12 protein-coding genes and 1 pseudogene are annotated in these 18404 nt (G+C 71.6%); 7 read left to right on the top strand and 6 right to left on the bottom strand.

All coding sequences use genetic code 11. The features are described from left to right. Window positions 1-35: 35 nt before the first annotated feature. The gene (locus AC5R91_RS01195; RefSeq protein ID WP_495395208.1) at window positions 36-1127 is read left to right on the top strand and encodes an SDR family NAD(P)-dependent oxidoreductase; all 1092 of its coding nucleotides are present in this window, start codon (window positions 36-38) and stop codon (window positions 1125-1127) included. Window positions 1128-1288: 161 nt separating this feature from the next. Here AC5R91_RS01195 and AC5R91_RS01190 read toward each other — a convergent pair whose 3' ends face one another. Together AC5R91_RS01190 and AC5R91_RS01185 are read right to left on the bottom strand one after the other, a co-directional pair. Further along, a complete protein-coding gene (locus tag AC5R91_RS01190) occupies window positions 1289-2260 on the bottom strand; it encodes an aldo/keto reductase (RefSeq protein ID WP_495395207.1) in 972 nt (323 codons plus the stop codon). Between the two features lie 140 nt (window positions 2261-2400). Further along, window positions 2401-3573: a thiolase family protein gene (locus AC5R91_RS01185; RefSeq protein ID WP_495395206.1), complete on the bottom strand. Its 1173-nt coding sequence runs from the start codon at window positions 3571-3573 to the stop codon at window positions 2401-2403. Window positions 3574-3778: 205 nt separating this feature from the next. On the opposite strand from AC5R91_RS01185, the gene AC5R91_RS01180 reads away from it, so the two are divergent. Further along, window positions 3779-4546 (top strand): SDR family NAD(P)-dependent oxidoreductase, encoded by a 768-nt coding sequence (locus tag AC5R91_RS01180; RefSeq protein ID WP_009737852.1) that lies wholly within the window; start codon window positions 3779-3781, stop codon window positions 4544-4546. Between the two features lie 45 nt (window positions 4547-4591). Here the strand turns inward: AC5R91_RS01180 and AC5R91_RS01175 are convergent, their stop codons facing one another. The 3 genes from AC5R91_RS01175 to AC5R91_RS01165 form a co-directional block, all read right to left on the bottom strand. Continuing rightward, window positions 4592-5695: an MBL fold metallo-hydrolase gene (locus tag AC5R91_RS01175; RefSeq protein WP_495395205.1), complete on the bottom strand. Its 1104-nt coding sequence runs from the start codon at window positions 5693-5695 to the stop codon at window positions 4592-4594. 171 nt (window positions 5696-5866) lie between these two features. After that, a complete protein-coding gene (locus AC5R91_RS01170) occupies window positions 5867-8026 on the bottom strand; it encodes an acyl-CoA dehydrogenase family protein (RefSeq protein ID WP_495395204.1) in 2160 nt (719 codons plus the stop codon). A gap of 362 nt (window positions 8027-8388) precedes the next feature. After that, the gene (locus AC5R91_RS01165) at window positions 8389-9165 is read right to left on the bottom strand and encodes a TetR family transcriptional regulator (RefSeq protein ID WP_495395203.1); all 777 of its coding nucleotides are present in this window, start codon (window positions 9163-9165) and stop codon (window positions 8389-8391) included. A 485-nt stretch (window positions 9166-9650) separates the two neighbouring features. Here AC5R91_RS01165 and AC5R91_RS01160 point away from each other — a divergent pair, with 485 nt between their 5' ends. The 3 genes from AC5R91_RS01160 (at window position 9651) to AC5R91_RS01150 (ending at window position 13203) form a co-directional block, all read left to right on the top strand. Further along, window positions 9651-10241, top strand: a complete 591-nt coding sequence (locus tag AC5R91_RS01160; RefSeq protein ID WP_495395202.1) for a metallophosphoesterase family protein — start codon at window positions 9651-9653, stop codon at window positions 10239-10241. Between the two features lie 499 nt (window positions 10242-10740). Next, on the top strand, window positions 10741-11871 hold the full coding sequence (locus AC5R91_RS01155; RefSeq protein ID WP_495395201.1) for an ABC transporter substrate-binding protein: 1131 nt from the start codon (window positions 10741-10743) through the stop codon (window positions 11869-11871). Window positions 11872-11964: 93 nt separating this feature from the next. Beyond that, a complete protein-coding gene (locus AC5R91_RS01150; protein ID WP_495395200.1) occupies window positions 11965-13203 on the top strand; it encodes an excalibur calcium-binding domain-containing protein in 1239 nt (412 codons plus the stop codon). A gap of 90 nt (window positions 13204-13293) precedes the next feature. Here AC5R91_RS01150 and AC5R91_RS01145 read toward each other — a convergent pair. After that, a pseudogene (locus AC5R91_RS01145) lies at window positions 13294-13889 on the bottom strand (YbhB/YbcL family Raf kinase inhibitor-like protein). A gap of 9 nt (window positions 13890-13898) precedes the next feature. On the opposite strand from AC5R91_RS01145, the gene htpG reads away from it, so the two are divergent. Beyond that, a complete protein-coding gene (gene htpG, locus AC5R91_RS01140) occupies window positions 13899-15830 on the top strand; it encodes a molecular chaperone HtpG (protein WP_495395199.1) in 1932 nt (643 codons plus the stop codon). 120 nt (window positions 15831-15950) lie between these two features. Next, window positions 15951-18404 carry an FxSxx-COOH system tetratricopeptide repeat protein gene (fxsT, locus tag AC5R91_RS01135; protein ID WP_495395198.1) on the top strand — a complete coding sequence of 818 codons (2454 nt, stop codon included), beginning with the start codon at window positions 15951-15953 and terminating at the stop codon, window positions 18402-18404.

Genomic DNA, 18404 nt, shown 5'->3' with positions numbered 1-18404 from the left:
GGCCAACAGCCCCGCCTTCCGTCCCAGGCGGCGAGGTGAGCGCCGGCGCCGGTCGGCTCGCCGGTCGTACGGCGATCGTCACCGGGGCCAGCCGCGGCCTGGGCCGGGCCATCGCCCTGACCTTCGCCCGCGAGGGCGCCGCGGTCGCCGTGGTCGCACGCACCGAGGCGCAGTGGGACGCGCGCCTGCCCGGCACCGTGCACGAGGTCGTCGAGGAGATCGTCAAGGAGGGCGGCCGGGCGCTGGCCGTCCCCGCCGACCTGTCCCGGCCCGCCGACGTCGAACGCATCGTCGAGGTGACCCGTGCCCGCCTCGGCCCCGTCGACCTGCTGGTGAACAACGCCGCCCTCACCGTCCCGGGCCGCCCGCCCGCGCAGCCGCAGCCCGGCTTCCCCCCATCCGGCAGCGCCGCACCCGGCACGCCGGCCGCGCCGAGCTCACCGGCCGCGCCGCGCGAGGGCGCTACGCCGGCAGGGCCGAACGGTACACCGGCAGGGCCGGGCACTACGCCGGCAGGGCCGGACGGTACGCCGGCAGCGGGAGCATCGGGCCAGGCACCACCGGCGCCGGCCGGCACGGGTGCTGGAGTCCCTGCGGCGCCGGCACCGTCCGGGGCGCCGGGGCGGATGCCGGGCTGGGCGTCGTTCCTGAACTTCCCGCTCAAGGGCCTACGGATGCACTTCGAGATCGGGCTGTTCGCCTCCTACCGGCTCATGCAGCTCGTGCTCCCCGACATGATCGACCTGGGCCGGGGATCGATCGTGAACATCAGCTCGGTGGCCGGGTTCATCCCCGGCGAGGGGCCCTACGCCGCGCCCGGCACGCCCGGCCCGATCGCCTACGGCGGCAACAAGGCGGCGCTGCACCACCTGACCCAGGCCGTCGCCATCGAGGCGCAGGCCTACGGGATCGCGGTGAACGTGCTCTCGCCGTCGGAACCCGTCATCACCCCCGGCAACCTGGTCGCCGCCGCCGGGGAGTCCGACTGGGCCAGCCCCGAGGACTTCGCCGAGGCCACCGTCCTGGTCGCGCTCGCCGACCCGGCGAAGACCAACGGCCAGCTGCTGTGGAGCGACGACGTGCTCCACCCCGACCTCGGCCGCCGCGGCTGGCTGCGCCCCACGTAAGCGAGGCGGTGTGCGTGGGAGCGGCGCCACCTGGCTCTTCCACAGGGATAAATCGGACGCCGAACCCTGTGGAAGAACCATGGAGGCGCTCTCCCACACATCCGCCGCCGACGCACGAGCCGTCGCCGCCCGAGTGGCTCGGCGGCGGCCGGCCTGGTCGGTCAGGCGAAGCCGGCGACGGGATGCGGGGTGTAGGGCTTCTCGAGCTGGGCCCGCTCGTCCTCGGTGAGGTCCAGCTCCACGGCGGCGACGGCGTCGTCCAGGTGGGAGAGCTTCGTTGCCCCGATGATCGGCGCGGCGACCTGGGGCCGGCCGAGCAGCCAGGCGAGCGCCACCTGGGCGCGGGGCACGCCGCGTTCCGCGGCGATGCGCGCCACCTCGTCGACGATGGCCCGGTCGCCCTCGGTGTAGAGCTTGCGGCCGAACTCGTCGGTCTCGGTGCGGGCGGTCGTCGCGTCCCAGTCGCGGGTGAGACGGCCGCGGGCCAGCGGGCTCCACGGGATCACGCCGACGCCCTGGTCGGCGCACAGCGGGAGCATCTCCCGCTCCTCTTCCCGGTAGATCAAATTGTAGTGGTTCTGCATGGCCGCGAAGCGGGTCCAGCCGTGGGCGTCGGCGACGAACAGCGCCTTGGCGAACTGCCACGCGTACATGGACGAGGCGCCGATGTAGCGGGCCTTGCCGGCCTTCACCACGTCGTGCAGGGCCTCCAGCGTCTCCTCGATCGGGGTGCGCGGATCCCAGCGGTGGATCTGGTAGAGGTCGACGTAGTCGGTGCCGAGCCGCTTCAGGCTCGCGTCGATCTCGCTCAGGATCGCCTTGCGGGACAGTCCGCGACCGTTCGGGCCGCGCCGCATCGGCCCGTGGACCTTGGTGGCCAGCACGATCTCGTCCCGGTCGGCGTACTCGGCCAGCGCCCGCCCGGTGATCTCCTCGCTGCTGCCGGCCGAGTAGACGTTCGCCGTGTCGAAGAAGTTGACGCCGGCCTCGATCGCCCGGCGGAAGAACGGTCGAGCGGCGTCCTCGTCCAGCGACCACGGGTGGGCGCCCCGGCCCGGCTCGCCGTAGCTCATGCAGCCCAGACAGATGCGGGACACGTCCAGTCCCGTCGAGCCGAGCTTCGTGTACTGCACCGGGCCTCCTCGTCTCGTCGCGAACGCGCCTCGCCACCGGCGCACGCGTCCTGGCCGGCGCCCGATCGCCTCCGCGGAACGTCGCATCCGCGGGAACGCTGACCGGGCGCCGGCCACCGCCGGTCTACATCCTGCCGGGCTCAGACCTCGATGAGGACCGCGCCGCCCTGGCCGCCGCCCGCGCACATCGCGGCCACGCCGATGCCACCGCCGCGGCGGCGCAGGTCGTGCAGCAGCGTGATGATCATGCGGGCACCGGAGGCGGCCACCGGGTGACCGAGGCTGCAGCCGGAGCCGCTGATGTTGACGGTGTCCTCGTCGAGGCCGAACTCCTTGACCGCGGCCACCGGCACCGAGGCGAACGCCTCGTTGATCTCCCAGAGGGCGACGTCCTTGGTGGTCAGCCCGGCGCGGCCGAGCACCTTGGAGATCGACTCCAGGGCGCCGAAGCCCATCCGGCGCGGCTCGACGCCGGCCGCCGCCCACGCGCGGACCTTCGCCAGCGTCGGCAGGCCCTCGGCGGCGGCGATGTCCGCGCCGACGAGGGTGACCGCGGCGGCCGCGTCGTTGACGCCGCTGGAGTTACCCGCGGTGATGTTGAAGCCGGGGATCTCCGGGTGCAGGACCTTCAGCGACGCCAGCTTCTCCAGCGTGCTGGAGCGGCGCGGGTGCTCGTCGACGGCGAACTCGCGGAACGACCCGTCCGGCGCCTGCACCTTGATCGGCACGATCTCGTCGACGAAGCGGCCCTCGTCGATCGCGGCGACGGCGCGCTGGTGGGAGCGGAACGCCCAGGCGTCGAGCTCCTCCCGGGTCAGCCCCGCCTCCTTCGCGGTGTTCCAGCCCACCGAGATGGACATGTCCATGTTCGGGGCCTCGGGAGAGTCCGGGTGGGTCGCGGGGATCCAGTCCTCGAACTGGTCGGCGGTGCCGAGGACGCGGCGGGTCAGCTTCGGCCCGGTGGAGGTCGCCTGGACGCCGCCGGCGACGACGATCTTCTCCATCCCGCTGACGATGCCGGCGGAGCCGTTGCCGATCGCGGTGAGGCTGCCGGCACAGTGCCGGTTCACGGCCTGCCCGGGAACGCTCGTCATGCCGAGGACGACCGCGGCGTAGCGGGCGAGGTCGCCGCCGCCGTACATCGACTCGGCGAAGATGACGTCGTCGATGCGGGCCGGGTCGAGGCCCGAGCGGCGCACGGTCTCGCGCAGGACCACCTCCGCCAGCTCCTCGCCGGTGGTGTTGACGAGCGAGCCCTTGAAGGCCGTGCCGATCGCCGTGCGCGCCGCGCTGACGATGACGGGATCTGACATGACGGTCCACCTTTCACAGGGTGAGGGCTTCCAGCGGAACGCCCCCGGACAGGAACTATGGTAAGCATTACCGAGATACCGACAGTAATACAGCGGGATGGAGCCGTGAGTTGACGATAACGTCACCTTGCGGCCGGACGCCCCTGATGACGACCGCCCCCGCCGGCCACCCCTGCGTGACACCGGCGGGCCCGAAGGAGGAACCATGGATCTCACAGGAGCGTCCGCGCTGGTCGTAGGCGGAGCGGGAGGCTTCGGCGAGGCCACCGTGCGCCGGCTCGTGCAGGCCGGCGCCAAGGTCGTCATCGCCGACCTGGCGGCGGACAAGGGCAAGACCCTCGCCGACGAGCTCGGCGAGCAGGCCGTCTTCGTCCCCACCGACGTGACCAGCGACGAGTCCGTCGAGGCCGCGATCGCCGCCGCCGTCGAGCTCGGCCCGCTGCGCGCGGCGGTCGTCGTGCACGGCGGCCCGGCGGCCGGCAAGCGCCTGGTCAACCGGTCGGGCCAGGCCTACCCGGTGGAGACCTTCCAGCGGACCATCGACATCTTCCTGGTCGGCACGTTCCGGGTGGTCAGCAAGGTCGCGGGGGCGATGTCGCAGAACGAGCCGCTGGACTCCAACCAGCGCGGCGTCATCATCACCACGGCGAGCATCGCCGGGTTCGAGGGCCAGGTCGGCCAGACCGACTACTCGGCGGCCAAGGGCGGCGTCATCGGGTTCAACCTCACCGCGGCCCGCGACCTCGCCCCCACCGGCATCCGGGTCGTCTGCATCGCCCCGGGCACCTTCTTCACCCCCGCCTACCGGATGGAGGAGGCCGAGGCGCAGGCCAAGTGGGGCCCCGGCGTGCCCAACCCCAAGCGGATGGGCCACGCCGACGAGTACGCCAAGCTCGCCCTGTCGATCGTCGACAACGACTACATCAACGGCGAGACGATCCGCATCGACGGGGCGCAGCGCTTCAACATCTGACCCCAACACCCGACCCCACCGTCTGACCCCACCGTCTGATCCCACTCAGCGCAGCAGCGCTTCCACGAGGACGCCGGCCTCGGCCGCGGGTCGCCAGGCGTCGACCTGGCCCTGGCCGGCCTCCTCCCCATTCGCGCCGCCCGTGAGCAGGCCGCGGCGCTCCAGATGCAGCAGGTGGGCGTAGGTCTCGCCGACCGCCGAGCGGCGCACGATCCCCTTCGACTCGCTCCACGGCCGCGACCAGGTCAGCCGCTCGGCCACCGCCATCGTCGTCGGACCGTCGAGCTCGACCACCGCCTCGACCACCTCGCGCAGCCGCGCCCGGTGATGCTCCTGAAGCTGGCGCACCCGGGCGCCGAGGCCGCGGAAGCGGTACTCGTGGGCGGGCAGCACCTCGTCGACCGGCATGTCCTCGATCGCCGCGAGCGAGCCCAGGTACTCCCCGAGGGTGTCCGCGCGCACCCGCGGCGACGGGCTGATGTTCGGGCTGATCCGCGGCAGCACGTGATCGCCGGTCAGCAGCACGTTGTGCTCCTCGTGGACGAAACACAGGTGGCCGGGGGTGTGTCCGGGGGTCCACAGCGCCCGCACCGCGGCGGCGGCGCCGAGCGGGCGGTCGCCGTCCTGGAGCAGCACGTCGGGCGGATCGCGCCACTCCGGCGGCTCGTCGCCGTCGGGGAACAGTGCGCCGATCTCCGCGGCGGGCATGCCACGGCGACGCAACCAGATCCGGTCGGCGGCGCGGAACTCGGCGATGCTGGCGAACTGGTGGGAGACCGCCACCTCCAGTTCGTGAATCATGATGGGGGCGCCGGATTCCCGCCGGATCCGCCGGGCGAGGCCGAAGTGGTCGGCGTGGCCGTGGGTGATCAGCACCGCGCTGACCTCGCCGATCTCGTGGCCGGTGGCGCGCACGCCCGCGACGAGGCCGTCCCAGGCGTCCTCGCTGGGCCAACCGGTGTCGACGAGGACGGGCCCGCGTGGGGTCTCCAACAGGTAGGCCAGCACGTATCGCAGCGGGCTCTGCGGGAACGGAGTCGGCACCGACCACAGGCCCGGCCGGACCTGTTCCACCGGCGGCAGGACCCGGTCCCGCCAGGCCTGCTGCTGAACCTGCCCAGTGACGATGATCTTGTCGTCGACCGTCACGCTGGCGCCTCCTATCGCTGGGATGCCGTCGGGGCCGGACCTGTGCCGAGCCGGCCACGTACCGAGCCGGCCACGTACCGAGCCGGACGTGTGCCGAGCCGGCCCCGACGCGCCGCCGGCCGCGGCGCACGGGGCGGCGCCGCGGCGGTGGCGGGAAGGGATGGGCGCGCCTCAGCGCATGTTGGGTTCCCGGGGCAGGCCCAGGATCCGCTCGGCGATGACGTTGCGGCCGACCTCGGAGGTGCCGCCGGCGATGGTGAGCGCCCGGGCGAACAGGTAGCGGTAGGCGAGGTCGGCCTCCGCGCCGGTCACCCCGGTGGCGCCGGCGATGCTCATGCCGAGCTCGGTGACGTGCTGGGCGTGCTCGGCGGACAGCAGCTTGCTGACGTTGCCCTCGGGCGACGGCTCGCTGCCGGCGACCGCACGCTCGACCTGGCGCAGGTTGATCAGCCCCATGGCGGCCTCGACGGCGACGAGCCGGCCGACGCGGCGGGCGAGCTCGACGTCCCCGGCGGCGTAGCGCGCGTGCAGGTCGACGAGGCCCACGGCGGTGCGGCCCTCGTCCGCGCCGCTGCCGGCGCCGATCGTCACCCGCTCGTTGCCCAGCGTCGCGCGGGCCACGATCCAGCCGGCGTTGATCTCCCCGACGACGTCGGCGTCGGGAACGAAGACGTCGTCGAAGAAGACCTCGTTGAACAGCGCGTCGCCGGTGATCTCGCGCAGCGGCCGGACCTCGACGCCGGGCGCGGTCAGGTCGACCGCGACCGCCGTGATGCCCTTGTGCTTGGGGGCCGTCGGGTCGGTGCGGACGGTGGCCAGGCCGCGGTTGCAGTTCTGCGCGTCCGACGTCCAGACCTTCTGCCCGTTGATCCTCCAGCCGCCCTCGACCCGCTCGGCGCGGGCCTGCACGGCGGCGGCGTCGGAGCCGGCGTTCGGCTCGCTGAACAACTGGCACCAGCGCAGCTCGCCGCGCAGGCTCGGCAGCACCCAGCGCTCGATCTGCTCGGGCGAGCCCTGCTGGGTCAGCGTGAGCAGCACCCAGCCGCCGATGCCGAGGTTCGGCACCTCGACGCCGGTGAACTCCTCCTCGATGACGAGCTGTTCGGCGGCGCTCGCCTCGCGGCCCCATGGCTTCGTCCAGTGCGGCACCAGGTAGCCGCTCTCGACGAGCAGCTCGCGGCGCCCGCCCTCGGCGGCGGCGTGGTAGCGCTCCACGAACTCCCGGGCCTCGCGCCGGTACTGCTCGGCCTCGGGCGGCAGCTCGACGGCCAACGCGCGGCGGGTGCCGTCGCGGGTCAGCGCGTAGACGTCGTCCTCGGCGCCCTCGATCGGGCCGGCGAGCGCGGCCAGCGTCGCCGCGCGGCGCAGGTACAGGTGGGCGTCGTGCTCCCAGGTGAAGCCGATGCCGCCGTGGATCTGGATGTTCATCCGGGCGTTGTGCTGGTACGACGACAGCGCCACCGCGGCGGCGACGGCCGCGGCGAGCTCAGCCTCCGCGCCGCCGGCCGCGACCCGGGCGGCGTCCCAGGTGGCGGCGGTGGCGAGCTCGGTGGCGACGAGCATGTTGGCCAGGTGGTGCTTGACGGCCTGGAAGCCGCCGATGATGCGGCCGAACTGCTCGCGGACCTTGGCGTAGTCCAGCGCCATGTCCAGGGTGGCCCGGGCGCCGCCGACCGCCTCGGCGGCGGCGACGACCCGCAGGATGCGCACGGCCGCGGACCGGCCGCCGCGCAGCAGGCCGGCGGGGTGCGCCGCGACGGCGGACAGGCCGAGGCCGGCGAGCCCGAGCGACGGGTCGAGCGCGCTCGTCGGGCGCAGCGTCAGACCCTCGGCGTCGGCGGCGACCACCGCGAGATCGTCGCCCACCGGCACGAGGTGCAGGCCGGCCCACACCGCGCCGAGCGCCGCGGGCGCCTCGCCGTGCAGCGCGCCCGCGGCGTCCGCGGTGACCGCGCCCACGGCGGAGAACGAGGCGATGACCGAACCGTCGGCGAGCCCGGGGAGCAGCTCCGCCTGCTGCTGCGGCGAGCCGACGGCGGCCACGACGGCGGAGGCGACGACCGTCGGCAGCAACGGGCCCGCGGCCGCACGGCCACCGAGACCCTCGGCGACGATCGCGAGCTCCGCCAGGCCGAAACCGGAGCCGCCATGCTCCTCGGGCAGGTGCAGGCCAAGCCAGCCGAGGTCGGCGATCTGCTTCCACTGTGGGCCGACGGCGCCAGGACCGCCGTCGAGCGCCCGCCGGGCCGCCGCGCGCAGGTCGTTCGCGTCGGCGAAGGTGCGGACCACCTCGGCGAGGGCCTTGTGGTCGTCGCTGATCGCCAGGGCCATCGTGTCTCCCTCCAGCGGGCTCCGTCGCCGCACCGCCGAGCGGCGCGGCCGTCCCACCGACCATGATTTGTAAACCTAACCGTAAGCCTTTCAAACAGGCTCCGTCCACGAATCCCTACGCACCGACCATCCGCAGGGAGTCGACTCGACCTGGGCGGCCGGATGCGGGCACCCGGAACGACACCAGGCACGCTAACCGTGAGCCATGCCGTGAGTCGATCGATACCGGCCGATCACCGGCACGGAGACGAGTACGGAGACCAGCACGGGACGAGTACGGGACGAGCACGGAGACCAGCGCGGGCGGACCCGGCCGGCGCGGCTCAAGCTCGGCGCGGCTCGGGCTCGGGCTCGCGCTCGGGTCAGGCGACCTCGCGGTCGTGCGCCTCCTGGGGCAGCAGGCTCCGCAGACCGAGAATGATGTTGGTGATGCCGAACTCGAACTCCTCGGGCGGCCCGGCGGTCGGCCGCGACGATTCCAGCTCTGACGCCAACGCCGCTGCCGGTGCCGCCGCCTGCGTCGCCGTCGTTGCCTGCGTCGCCGGTGCCGGTGCCGCCACGGCTGCGGCGACGGCTGCGGCGACGGCCGGCCGCCGGCCGCCGGCGGGCGGGGCCTCGGCCGGCCGCTCGGTGAGGAGGAATCCGCGGGTGTAGGCGGCCAGCGTGAGGAAGGCGTGCCAGGCCAGCGACGGGGGGAAGCCGGCCTCCCGCAGCCCGTCGAGCAGTTCCGCGGCCCGCGGCCACGCCTCGACCGCCGCCTGCCGGGTGGCGCCGCCGATGCGCCGGGCGATCAGATCACAGGTCAGGTCGTCGGCGGCGAGCGCGGCATAGCAGTCGTCGAAGAACCCGCGGAGCATGTCCTCCCAGTCGCCGGAGCGCAGCGGGGGCATGCTCTCGTAAAAGGCGGCGAGCGCCTCCTCGGTCATCGCGTCGAGAAGGTCACGCTTGCTCTTGTAGTACCAGTAGATGCTGGTGACGCCGACGTCGAGGAATGCCGCGAGCCGCGGCATGCTGAGCTGGTCGACGGGCGTGTCCCGGCAGAATTCGAAGGCCCCCGAAAGAATCCCCGCGGCGTTGATCGACCCCCGAGCACGCCGCGACCGGGACCGCTTGGCGTTCGTGTTCGCTGTGGGGGGCACGCTGCCTCCGCATCGTCAGGAGCGGCCCCGCCCGCCAGGACCACCCCGAGTATCCTACCGGATGGTTCTCCGGATGGGTCTGAGACGTGCGCCGCACCCTGCGGATGCAGGGATTGTCCGCAGGTCGCGGCCCGCCTCACGGGGCCGCCGCGCGGCCGCCTCGCCGAGACTTCCCGGCCGCCACACGCCCGGCGGCGATGAGGATCCGAGGGTGGCCTCAATGCTCGACGACCGCCGCGGAGCGGGTCGGACGAGACCCTTCGCGCAACGCCACCGGATCCCGCCGGACCGGCGTGCGCCAATGCCGTCCGGTGAACGGCGGCCGTGGCTCGCGCCTTCCAACTCCGAAACTCCAGGGCCCGTTGGGTATACCCTTTTATGCGGGATGGATCGGACGCGGCCGACGTTATGGCGCTCATGCCGCGGATCGCGGCCGGAATCGGCGGACGGCCAGGCCCGGTGATCGAGGCTGGGAGGGGACGGCGATGAAGCTCGGGATCGTGTCCGACGTGCACTGCGAGGCGGCGCTGCTCGAGACCGCCGCGCGGGAGATGGTCGACGCGGGCGCCGAGGAGATCCTCCTGGCCGGCGACGCGCACTTCGAGTACCGCTTCTCCAACGACGTCACCGAGGTGATCCGGGCGTTCGGGATGCGCTATATCTCGGGCAATCACGAGTGGCGCCCGATGGGCCCGACCGGGCAGCGGGCCAGGGAGGCGCCGCACGTCCGCGCCGCGAACCGCGACGTCGTCGCCGCCATCCCGACCACCATCGACACCGTCGTCGACGGCCGCGCGCTGCGCATGATCCACGGCTGCCCGTGGCCGCCCTACGACCGCTACCTCAATCCGGCCGACCCGGACTTCTCCCGCTGCGGCGAACTCGGCGTGGACATCCTCGTCATGGGCCACACGCACCTGCCGCACATCCAGCGCGTCGGGAAGACCCTGGTGATCAACCCCGGTTCCCTGGCGTTCTCCCAGGATCCCGGCGGCTTCGACCTCATGACCTACGCCCTGCTCGACGCCGGCACCGACGAGGTCACGCTCGTCCGCCGCCCCAAGCCGACCGCCTAGTCTCGGAGAGTGACCGGGCTCGCCGCCACCCGCCCCCGTCGGGGCCCCTCAGTGCGCCGTATATCTTGGCCAAACTAGGGACAGATACCGAGGAAGCGGCATATCTTCACGTCTGAGCCCGCATCCGCGGAGATCGGTGCAACGGAGCACGTCATGCTCACGCACGGAAGTCGGTCACTTCCCGTGCATGAGGTTTTGCTCGCCCCTTCCGGGCGACCCGGGTTGGCGCGCGGTCACGCGCCGTGCCCGGGCCGACGGCGTCCGGGCGGTCCGAGGCCAGGACCCGCCCCCTGCGCCGTCGTCGCCCCGGGGTGAGCCCGCCGCCGAGCTCCGGGTGCGGCGCGCGGGCCGCGGCCATTGGGACAGCCGCACCCCGCCGCCACGCAGACCGCGGTCGCGGATCCCCGCACGACCAGAGCACCGGGCGCCCGCCGCCCATCTGCGCCCTCCCTGTCGGACCAGTGTTATGGGGACCACCGAACACATGTCAGCAACACACATGCCAGCAACACACCCGTCACCCCGACGCCCGTTCGCCGCCCTGCTCGCCGCCCTGGTCGCGGCTCTGGTCGCGGCTCTGCTCGCGGTGGTCACGCTCACCGCCTGCGGCAGTGACTCCGACGGCGGCTCCGGCAAGCCCGCGGCGGCCACGTCGGCCGCGCCGACGACCCACGAGGTCGTCGACATGGGCGGCCGGCACGTCACCGTGCCGACGCATCCGGAGCGGATCGTCACCAACTACCCGGCGGTCACTCAGATCATCTTCATGCTCGGCGGGATCGAGCGGGTCGCCGGCGTGCCGCTGAGCAATCTCACGACCCTGCCGCTGTTCAAGAAGATCTACCCGCCGCTCGCCCAGAAGAAGGCGGTGTTCGGGGCCGACACCACCACCGTCAACACCGAGACCCTGCTCGCCCAGAAGCCGGACCTGGTGGTGCTGACCTCCGGCAACGCGGCGCTCGTGAAGAAGATCACCGATCTCGGTGTGCCGGTGGTCCAGATCGCCTCGTTCCCGAACTACTCCAAGCTCAACGACGGCGTCACGTTCCTCGCCGACGTGCTCGGCGGCGACGCTCCCAAGCGGGCCCAGCAGTACGTCGAGTACGTCGACGGCAACGTCGCCCAGATCAACAAGGGCCTCGCGGGCCTGCCGGCGACCGACCGGCCGAAGCTCTACTACACCGCCAACAACCCGCTGAACACCGAGGGCGGCGGCTCGATCATCGACAACTGGTCGACGCTCGCCGGGGGAACGAACGTCGCCACCGTGAACGGCGTCACGGGCACCATGAAGGACGTCTCGGTCGAGTCGATCGTCCAGTGGGATCCGGAGTACGTCTTCTGCCGTGACGCCTCGTCCTGCACGAAGATCCAGCAGAATCCGCGCTGGTCGTCGGTCGCCGCGGTGCGCGACAAGCACCTGATCGTCAACCCGCGGGGCGTGTTCGTCTGGGCCGCACGCAGCGCCGAGGAGGCCCTGCAGCCGATCTTCGTCGCCAAGACCCTGCATCCCGCGCAGTTCGCCGACGTCAGCGTCGAGCAGGAGATCAAGGACTTCTATCAGACCTTCTACTCCTATGACCTGACTGACGCCGAGGTGTCCGGCATCCTCCACCCGACGACCCCCTGACGCGCGTCGATCCATCGACCGGCTGACCCGCCGAGGCACTGGTTCGTGACCATCCACTAAGGTCACGAACCGGTGTCTTCGGGGGGAGCACGGATGGCGGGTCGTCGGCAGCACGTCGCATTCCTGGCGGGACGGGGGGCCCGGATCGGGCTCGGTGTGCTTGGCGCCTTCGTCGCCGTGGCCATCGTGGTCGGGATCTTCGGCGGCTCGTCGTCGAAGCCCCGAAGCCTGGTCGACGCCTCCACCCGAGCCGCGGACTCGGCGGCGACGCCCACAGCGGCGGCGACGCCCGGGTTCACCCCGTCACCGTCGGGGGCGCGGTCGGACGCGGGGTCGCCGTCCGGGACGACCTCGGGTACTCCGTCGTCCGACGACGGATGGCCCGGGCTGCCGTACTCGGCCGCCCCGGCACCATCGCCCGGCACCGGCACCGCGGACGGCAGAACGACAGGCAGCGGTACCGCGGCTGGGACCACGGCCAGCACAATCACGACCAGCACAATCGCGGCTACCAGCGCCACGGCTACCGGAACCACAGTCACGGGCTCCGGGGATGCCGATCCCGCAGGCGGCGGCCCGGCAGGCGGCGAGACCCCAGGCACCGGGACCACAGGCGCCGGGACTGCGCGCGGGAACGCGCTGGCTCCCGCGGCGGCGGGCGGCCCGACACAGGCGTCCGGGTCGACCTACTACGCGAACTGCACGGCGGCGCGCGCCGCCGGCATCGCCCCCCTGTACCGCGGCGACCCCGGCTACCGCGCCGGACTCGACGCGGACGGCGACGGCATCGCCTGCGAAACCACGTCGTCGACCACATCGTCGACCACATCGGCACCGGCCGCCGGGTCGGGAGCGACCTACTACGCGAACTGCACCGCGGCCCGCGACGCGGGTGTCGCCCCCCTGTACCGCGGCGATCCGGGTTACCGCTCCGGCCTGGACGCGGACGACGACGGCATCGCCTGCGAGACCACGTCCTCGACAGCGACGGCGCAGCAGCCGCCGGCGACGACCCCCGCGACCCAGGCCGCCGCACCCGCCACCGCCCAGTCCGCGGCGCCCAGCACGACGCAGAACGCGACCCCTCCCGCGACCCGGCCCGTCCCGGTCACCGAATCCGCGTCGCCGCCGCCACCCGCACCCACCTCCGCGGCACCCGCTCCCACGACCGCGCCCGTCCACACGACCGCGCCGGTGCCGACCGGCGGCCAGCCGGCCGTCTATGCCAACTGTGCGGCCGCCCGCGCCGCCGGTGTCACTCCCCTGCACAGCGGCGACGCCGGGTACAGCTCCGATCTCGACCGGGACGGCGACGGCATCGCCTGCGAGTAACGCCCGGCCGCGCCAGGTCGGGTCGTCGGATCACCGTCCGGTCGAACGGCATCCACCGCGCGACCCGGTGGAACTGACCGGACGTCCCGCCTATCGGTCACCGGGGGTCTCGGCGGTTCCGGTGAGGGTGGCTCGCGCGAGGATGTGCGAGGCCATGGTGAAGCCGAGGGATGCCGGCGTGCTGTCCGCGCGAACGCCGATGTCGCCGACGTCGAGCGCGTGGACGGTGATGAGGTAGCGGCGCGGGCGTCGTTGGGAAGCTGCACGGCCGGGTCGGGAAGTCCCGAGCCGGTGTCGTCGCCGGCTCCTTCCGGCAGCGAGGTCACGGTTGCGGGGATGTTGGCGACGGCCCAGTGCCAGAAGCCGGACATGGTCGGGGCGTCGGGGTCATACACGGTGACGGCGTAGCTCCTGGTGTGTTCCGGGGCGCCGGACCACGAGAGCTGCGGGCTTGCGTCTCGGCCTCCGGGGACGCCGAACAGGCCCGAAAGCTGCGCGGGCCGTAGCGCCTGCCCGTCCCTGGCGGGGACGTCGGGTGTAAACCGGGTCGGCTGCGCTAATATCTGACCCCACGAATGGGGGGCGCCGGTAGCACTGTGCCGCCTCCGGGTTGGCGCGCCGCAGGAGTGCCTCCCCGGCCGCGCGGGACCCCGCGTTGATCCTGCCCGAACTACCCGTGTCCGCATGGAGGTCCCGTGAGCACCCGGATCGAGACGCTTGAATTTCAGGCCGAGGCCCGTCAGCTTCTGCAGTTGATGGTCCATTCGATCTACTCGGACAAGGACATCTTCCTGCGTGAGCTGATCTCCAACGCGTCCGACGCCCTCGACAAGCTTCGTCTCGAGTCGCTGGTCAACAAAGAACTGCAGGCTGACACGTCCGACCTGCACATCGACATCGAGGTCGACCGGGAACAGCGCACTCTCACGGTGCGCGACAACGGCATCGGCATGTCCCGGGACGACGTCGTCGAGCTGATCGGCACCATCGCGAAGTCGGGAACGGCCGAGGTGCTCCGCAAGCTGAAGGAGTCGAAGGACGCCGCCGCGTCGCAGGACCTCATCGGGCAGTTCGGCGTCGGCTTCTACTCCACGTTCATGGTGTCGGACACGGTCACCCTGCTGACCCGGCGGGCCGGCGCGAGCGGCGGCACGCGGTGGGAGTCCAGCGGCGAGGGCACCTACGTCATCGCCGACGTCGACGACGCGCCGCAGGGCACCGCGGTCACCCTGCACCTCAAGCCCGAGGACCGCGAGGACCACCTGTTCGACTACACCGCCGAGTGGAAGATCCGCGAGATCGTCAAGAAGTACTCCGACTTCATCGCGTGGCCGATCCGGATGGCCGTCGAGCGCACGAACGAGGCCGGCACAGGCGAGGCCGGCGCGGCCACGACCGAGATCCAGACGCTCAACTCGATGAAGGCGTTGTGGGCGCGCCCGCGCGACGAGGTCGACCAGGCCGAGTACCACGAGCTCTACCGCCACCTCAGCCACGACTGGACCGACCCGCTCGAGACCATCCACATGAAGGGCGAGGGGCTCTTCGAGTACGAGGCGCTGCTGTTCCTCCCGTCCCACGCACCGCTCGACCTGTTCGCGCAGGACGGTAAGCGCGGAGTCCAGCTCTACGTCAAGCGCGTGTTCATCATGGACGACTGCCAGGCGCTCATGCCGAACTACCTGCGCTTCGTCAAGGGCGTCGTCGACGCGCACGACCTGTCACTGAACATCTCACGCGAGATCCTCCAACAGGACCGCCAGATCCAGCTCGTCCGTCGTCGACTGGTCAAGAAGGTCCTCTCGACCGTCAGGAGTCTGCAGACCGACGACGCCGAGCGCTACCGGACCTTCTGGAAGGAGTTCGGACCCGCCGTCAAGGAAGGGCTGCTCGACGATGTCGACAACCAGGAGGCGATCCTGGAGATCGTCTCCGTCGCCTCGACGCATGACCCGGAGCGGACGACCACCCTGCGGGAGTACGTCGAGCGGATGAAGGACGGCCAGGACGACATCTACTACATGACCGGCGAGTCGCGGTTGATGGTCGAGAAGTCGCCCCACATGGAGGCCTTCCAGGCCCGCGGCTACGAGGTCCTGATCCTGACGGACCCGGTCGACGAGGTGTGGGTCGAACGGGTGGCGCAGTTCGACGGCAGGCCGCTGCGGTCCATCGCCAAGGGCCAGGTCGATCTCGACACGGCGGACGAGAAGGAGAGTGCCGAACCCGAACGGGAACAGCAGAAGAAGGATTATGCCGAGCTGCTGTCCTGGCTGGCACGGACCCTGCAGGAGCAGGTGAAGGAGGTTCGTCTCTCGTCGCGCCTCACGACGTCACCGGCCTGCCTCGTGGGCGACACCCACGACATCACCCCGACCCTGGAGAAGATGTACCGCGCGATGGGGCAGAACGTCCCGCATCCCAAGCGCATCCTGGAACTCAACCCCGCCCATCCCCTGGTGTCGGGCCTGCGCAAGGCCCACGAGCAGCAGGACGCGGACTCCGACGTTCTCGGCGAGACGGCCGAGCTGCTGTACGGCATGGCGCTGCTGGCCGAGGGCGGCGAACTCCCCGACCCGTCCCGCTTCACCCGCATCCTCGCCGACCGCCTGGCAAACACGCTGTAGCGGACACGAGGCCGGGAAAAGCCGGTAGGACATCCCCCGTTGTGAGATTCTATGGCTGTGGGGATGCGGGCGGACTCACCAGCCGCTGAAGGTACCCGCGAAGGTGGCACGGACTTCTTCGTGTCCTACACCCGCGTGGATGCGAAGTGGGCGGAGTGGATCGCCTGGCAGCTCGAAGCCGCCGGCTACCGGGTGAAGATCCAAGCCTGGGACTTCGACCGGGGCTCGCATTTCGTGCGGGAGATGCACCGGGCAACCGCCACGGCGGACCGCACGATCGCCGTGGTGTCGGCCGCCTACCTGAACTCAACCTATGGGGAGGCCGAGTGGCAGGCAGCCTGGGCCGCCGACCCGTCAGGGACTGGCCGCAAACTGATTCCAATCCGCGTCGAGGACTGTCCGCGACCTGGATTGCTGGACCAGCTCGTCGGCGATGATCTCTTCGGCCTGGACCCCGAGACAGCGGTGGAGCGGCTACTGGCCACAGCCCGGGGAGGCCGCGGAAAGCCGGCGACGGAACCGCTCTTTCCCGGCCACTGCGCGACAGTAGGAACCACGCCGGAGCCCACATTTCCTGGCCAGCTTCCACGATTTTGGAAGGCCCCTGGGAGGAACCGCAACTTCACTGGCCGAGAGCGCCTGTTGGCGGCGATCAAGATGAGCCTTCAGGAGGGACTACCGGTGGCCGTGACCGCGCTTCACGGGTTGGCCGGGGTAGGCAAGACACAGTTGGCCGCCGAATATGCCCACCGGTATGCCGACGAATACTCGCTGGTCTGGTGGATCGACGCCGATCAGATTCCGCTCATCGACGAGAAGATCGCGGCGCTGGCGGGCCCGCTTGGTCTGTCCGGTGACGGGCCGGCATCCGACATCGCGACGACTGTCCTCGCCGCGTTGACCCGCCGCACTGGCTGGCTGGTGGTGTTCGACAACGCCGAGGACCCTGTCGCCCTGCGGAGCTGGCTGCCGGATGGGCCAGGTCATGTACTGATCACCTCGCGGAACCCGGCCTGGGACGCGCTCGCCGACCCCATCGCCGTCGGGGTGTTCGAGCGGGCCGAGTCGAGCGCGCTGCTGAACCGGCGCCTCCCCAGCCATGCCCCGGCGGTGGTGGACATCCTTGCCGCCGAGCTGGGCGACCTGCCGCTGGCACTGGCGCAGGCAGCCGGCTACATCGCCGCCACCGGCACGGACCCGGCCGGCTATCTGGCCAAGTTCCGCGCCCGCAGGACAGCCCTGTTGGCGAAGGGGGACGACCCGCTCTACAACGGCACGGTCGCCACCGCCTGGTCGGTGGCCCTGGATCGGCTACAGGCCGAGGCCCCGGCGACGGTGCAACTACTGCAGCTATGCGCGCTACTGGCGCCCGAGCCCATCCCACTCACCCTGTTCAGCGACCGTCCCGAGCTGCTCGAGAGCCCGCTGGCGGATGCGTGCACCGACGGTCACGTCGACCTGGATCTGGACGAGGTGATCGGCGCGGCCCGGCAATACTCCTGGGTGAGCCGTACCGGAAACACGATTCAGCTCCACCGTCTTGTTCAGCGCGTCATCGCCGACTCCGGCCGCCGGACCCCCCACAGTGACGCGATCTGCCGCACCGTCATCACGCTGCTCGGCGGCATGGTCGACTCGCTTCACCCTGAGCTCCCGGCCGACTGGCCGCAGTACTGGCTGCTCACGCCGCATCTGGCTGCCCTGTGCCACCAGGCCGCCGTCCGCGCCGTCGGCTCCCGCCACGTCGACCGTCTCCTTCACTCCGTCGCGGGGACGGTGTCGGCGCATGGCAGGAGCGGTGCGTTCGCGGCAGGCGAGGCGCTGGCCCGCACCTCCCTGGACGTCCTCGCCGATCGTGGCAGCGAACAGGCCCTGTTGCGAGTGCGCCATGAACTGGCCTGGCACGTGGCACAGCGACGGCCGGCCAAGGCAGAACAGATACACCTCGACGTCCTGGCCGCTCGACGGCGACTGCTCGGCGACGAGCATCCCGACACCCTGGCCTCCCGCCAGGAGGTCGCGTGGATAGCCGGGGTCCAGCGACAGTGGCCCGACGCAGAGAAGAAGTACCGTGAGGTCTTCGGCGCCCGGCGCAGAGTTCTGGGTCTCGACGATTCCGAAACCCTCATCACCTGGCATGAGCTGGGCTGGGCGATCGCCAACCAAAGTCGCTACGACGAGGCCGAACGGATCCTGCGTGGCGTACTGAAGGCGCGCAGGAAGGTGGTCGGTGATCATCACCTCCGCACGCTGACCACCCAGCACGAGCTGGCCTGGATCGCCGCCTTGACGGGCCGGTGGTCACAGGCCGAGGCAGCCTACCGAGACCTCCTCGACGCCCGCCGTCGCCTCCTCGGCCACAACCATCCGGAAACGCTCGTCGCCTGGCAGGAACTGGCCTGGGTGCTGGCGAAACAGGGCCGCCATGGGGCAGCACTGACCGAATATCAGGGGGTGCTGGAGGCACGGGAGCAGATGCAGGGCGACGAACATCCAGATGTCGTCGAGACGTGCCGCTGCATCGAGTTGCTGCAACTCGGCAGGATTCCGCAGCCGCCCGTCCACCTCGCCTGA

It is taken from the genome of Frankia sp. BMG5.60, assembly GCF_059428125.1.
Note: the sequence above shows the minus strand (reverse complement) of the source record. Positions and strands in the feature narration are given on the sequence as shown.

What these genes read in the sequence shown, in the direction of transcription:
- AC5R91_RS01185 (WP_495395206.1), bottom strand. Translation starts at nt 3,573, where the DNA reads ATGTCAGATCCCGTCATCGTCAGCGCGGCGCGCACGGCGATCGGCACG.
- AC5R91_RS01160 (WP_495395202.1), top strand. Translation starts at nt 9,651, where the DNA reads ATGAAGCTCGGGATCGTGTCCGACGTGCACTGCGAGGCGGCGCTGCTC.
- AC5R91_RS01155 (WP_495395201.1), top strand. Translation starts at nt 10,741, where the DNA reads ATGCCAGCAACACACCCGTCACCCCGACGCCCGTTCGCCGCCCTGCTC.
- AC5R91_RS01180 (WP_009737852.1), top strand. Translation starts at nt 3,779, where the DNA reads ATGGATCTCACAGGAGCGTCCGCGCTGGTCGTAGGCGGAGCGGGAGGC.
- AC5R91_RS01150 (WP_495395200.1), top strand. Translation starts at nt 11,965, where the DNA reads ATGGCGGGTCGTCGGCAGCACGTCGCATTCCTGGCGGGACGGGGGGCC.
- AC5R91_RS01170 (WP_495395204.1), bottom strand. Translation starts at nt 8,026, where the DNA reads ATGGCCCTGGCGATCAGCGACGACCACAAGGCCCTCGCCGAGGTGGTC.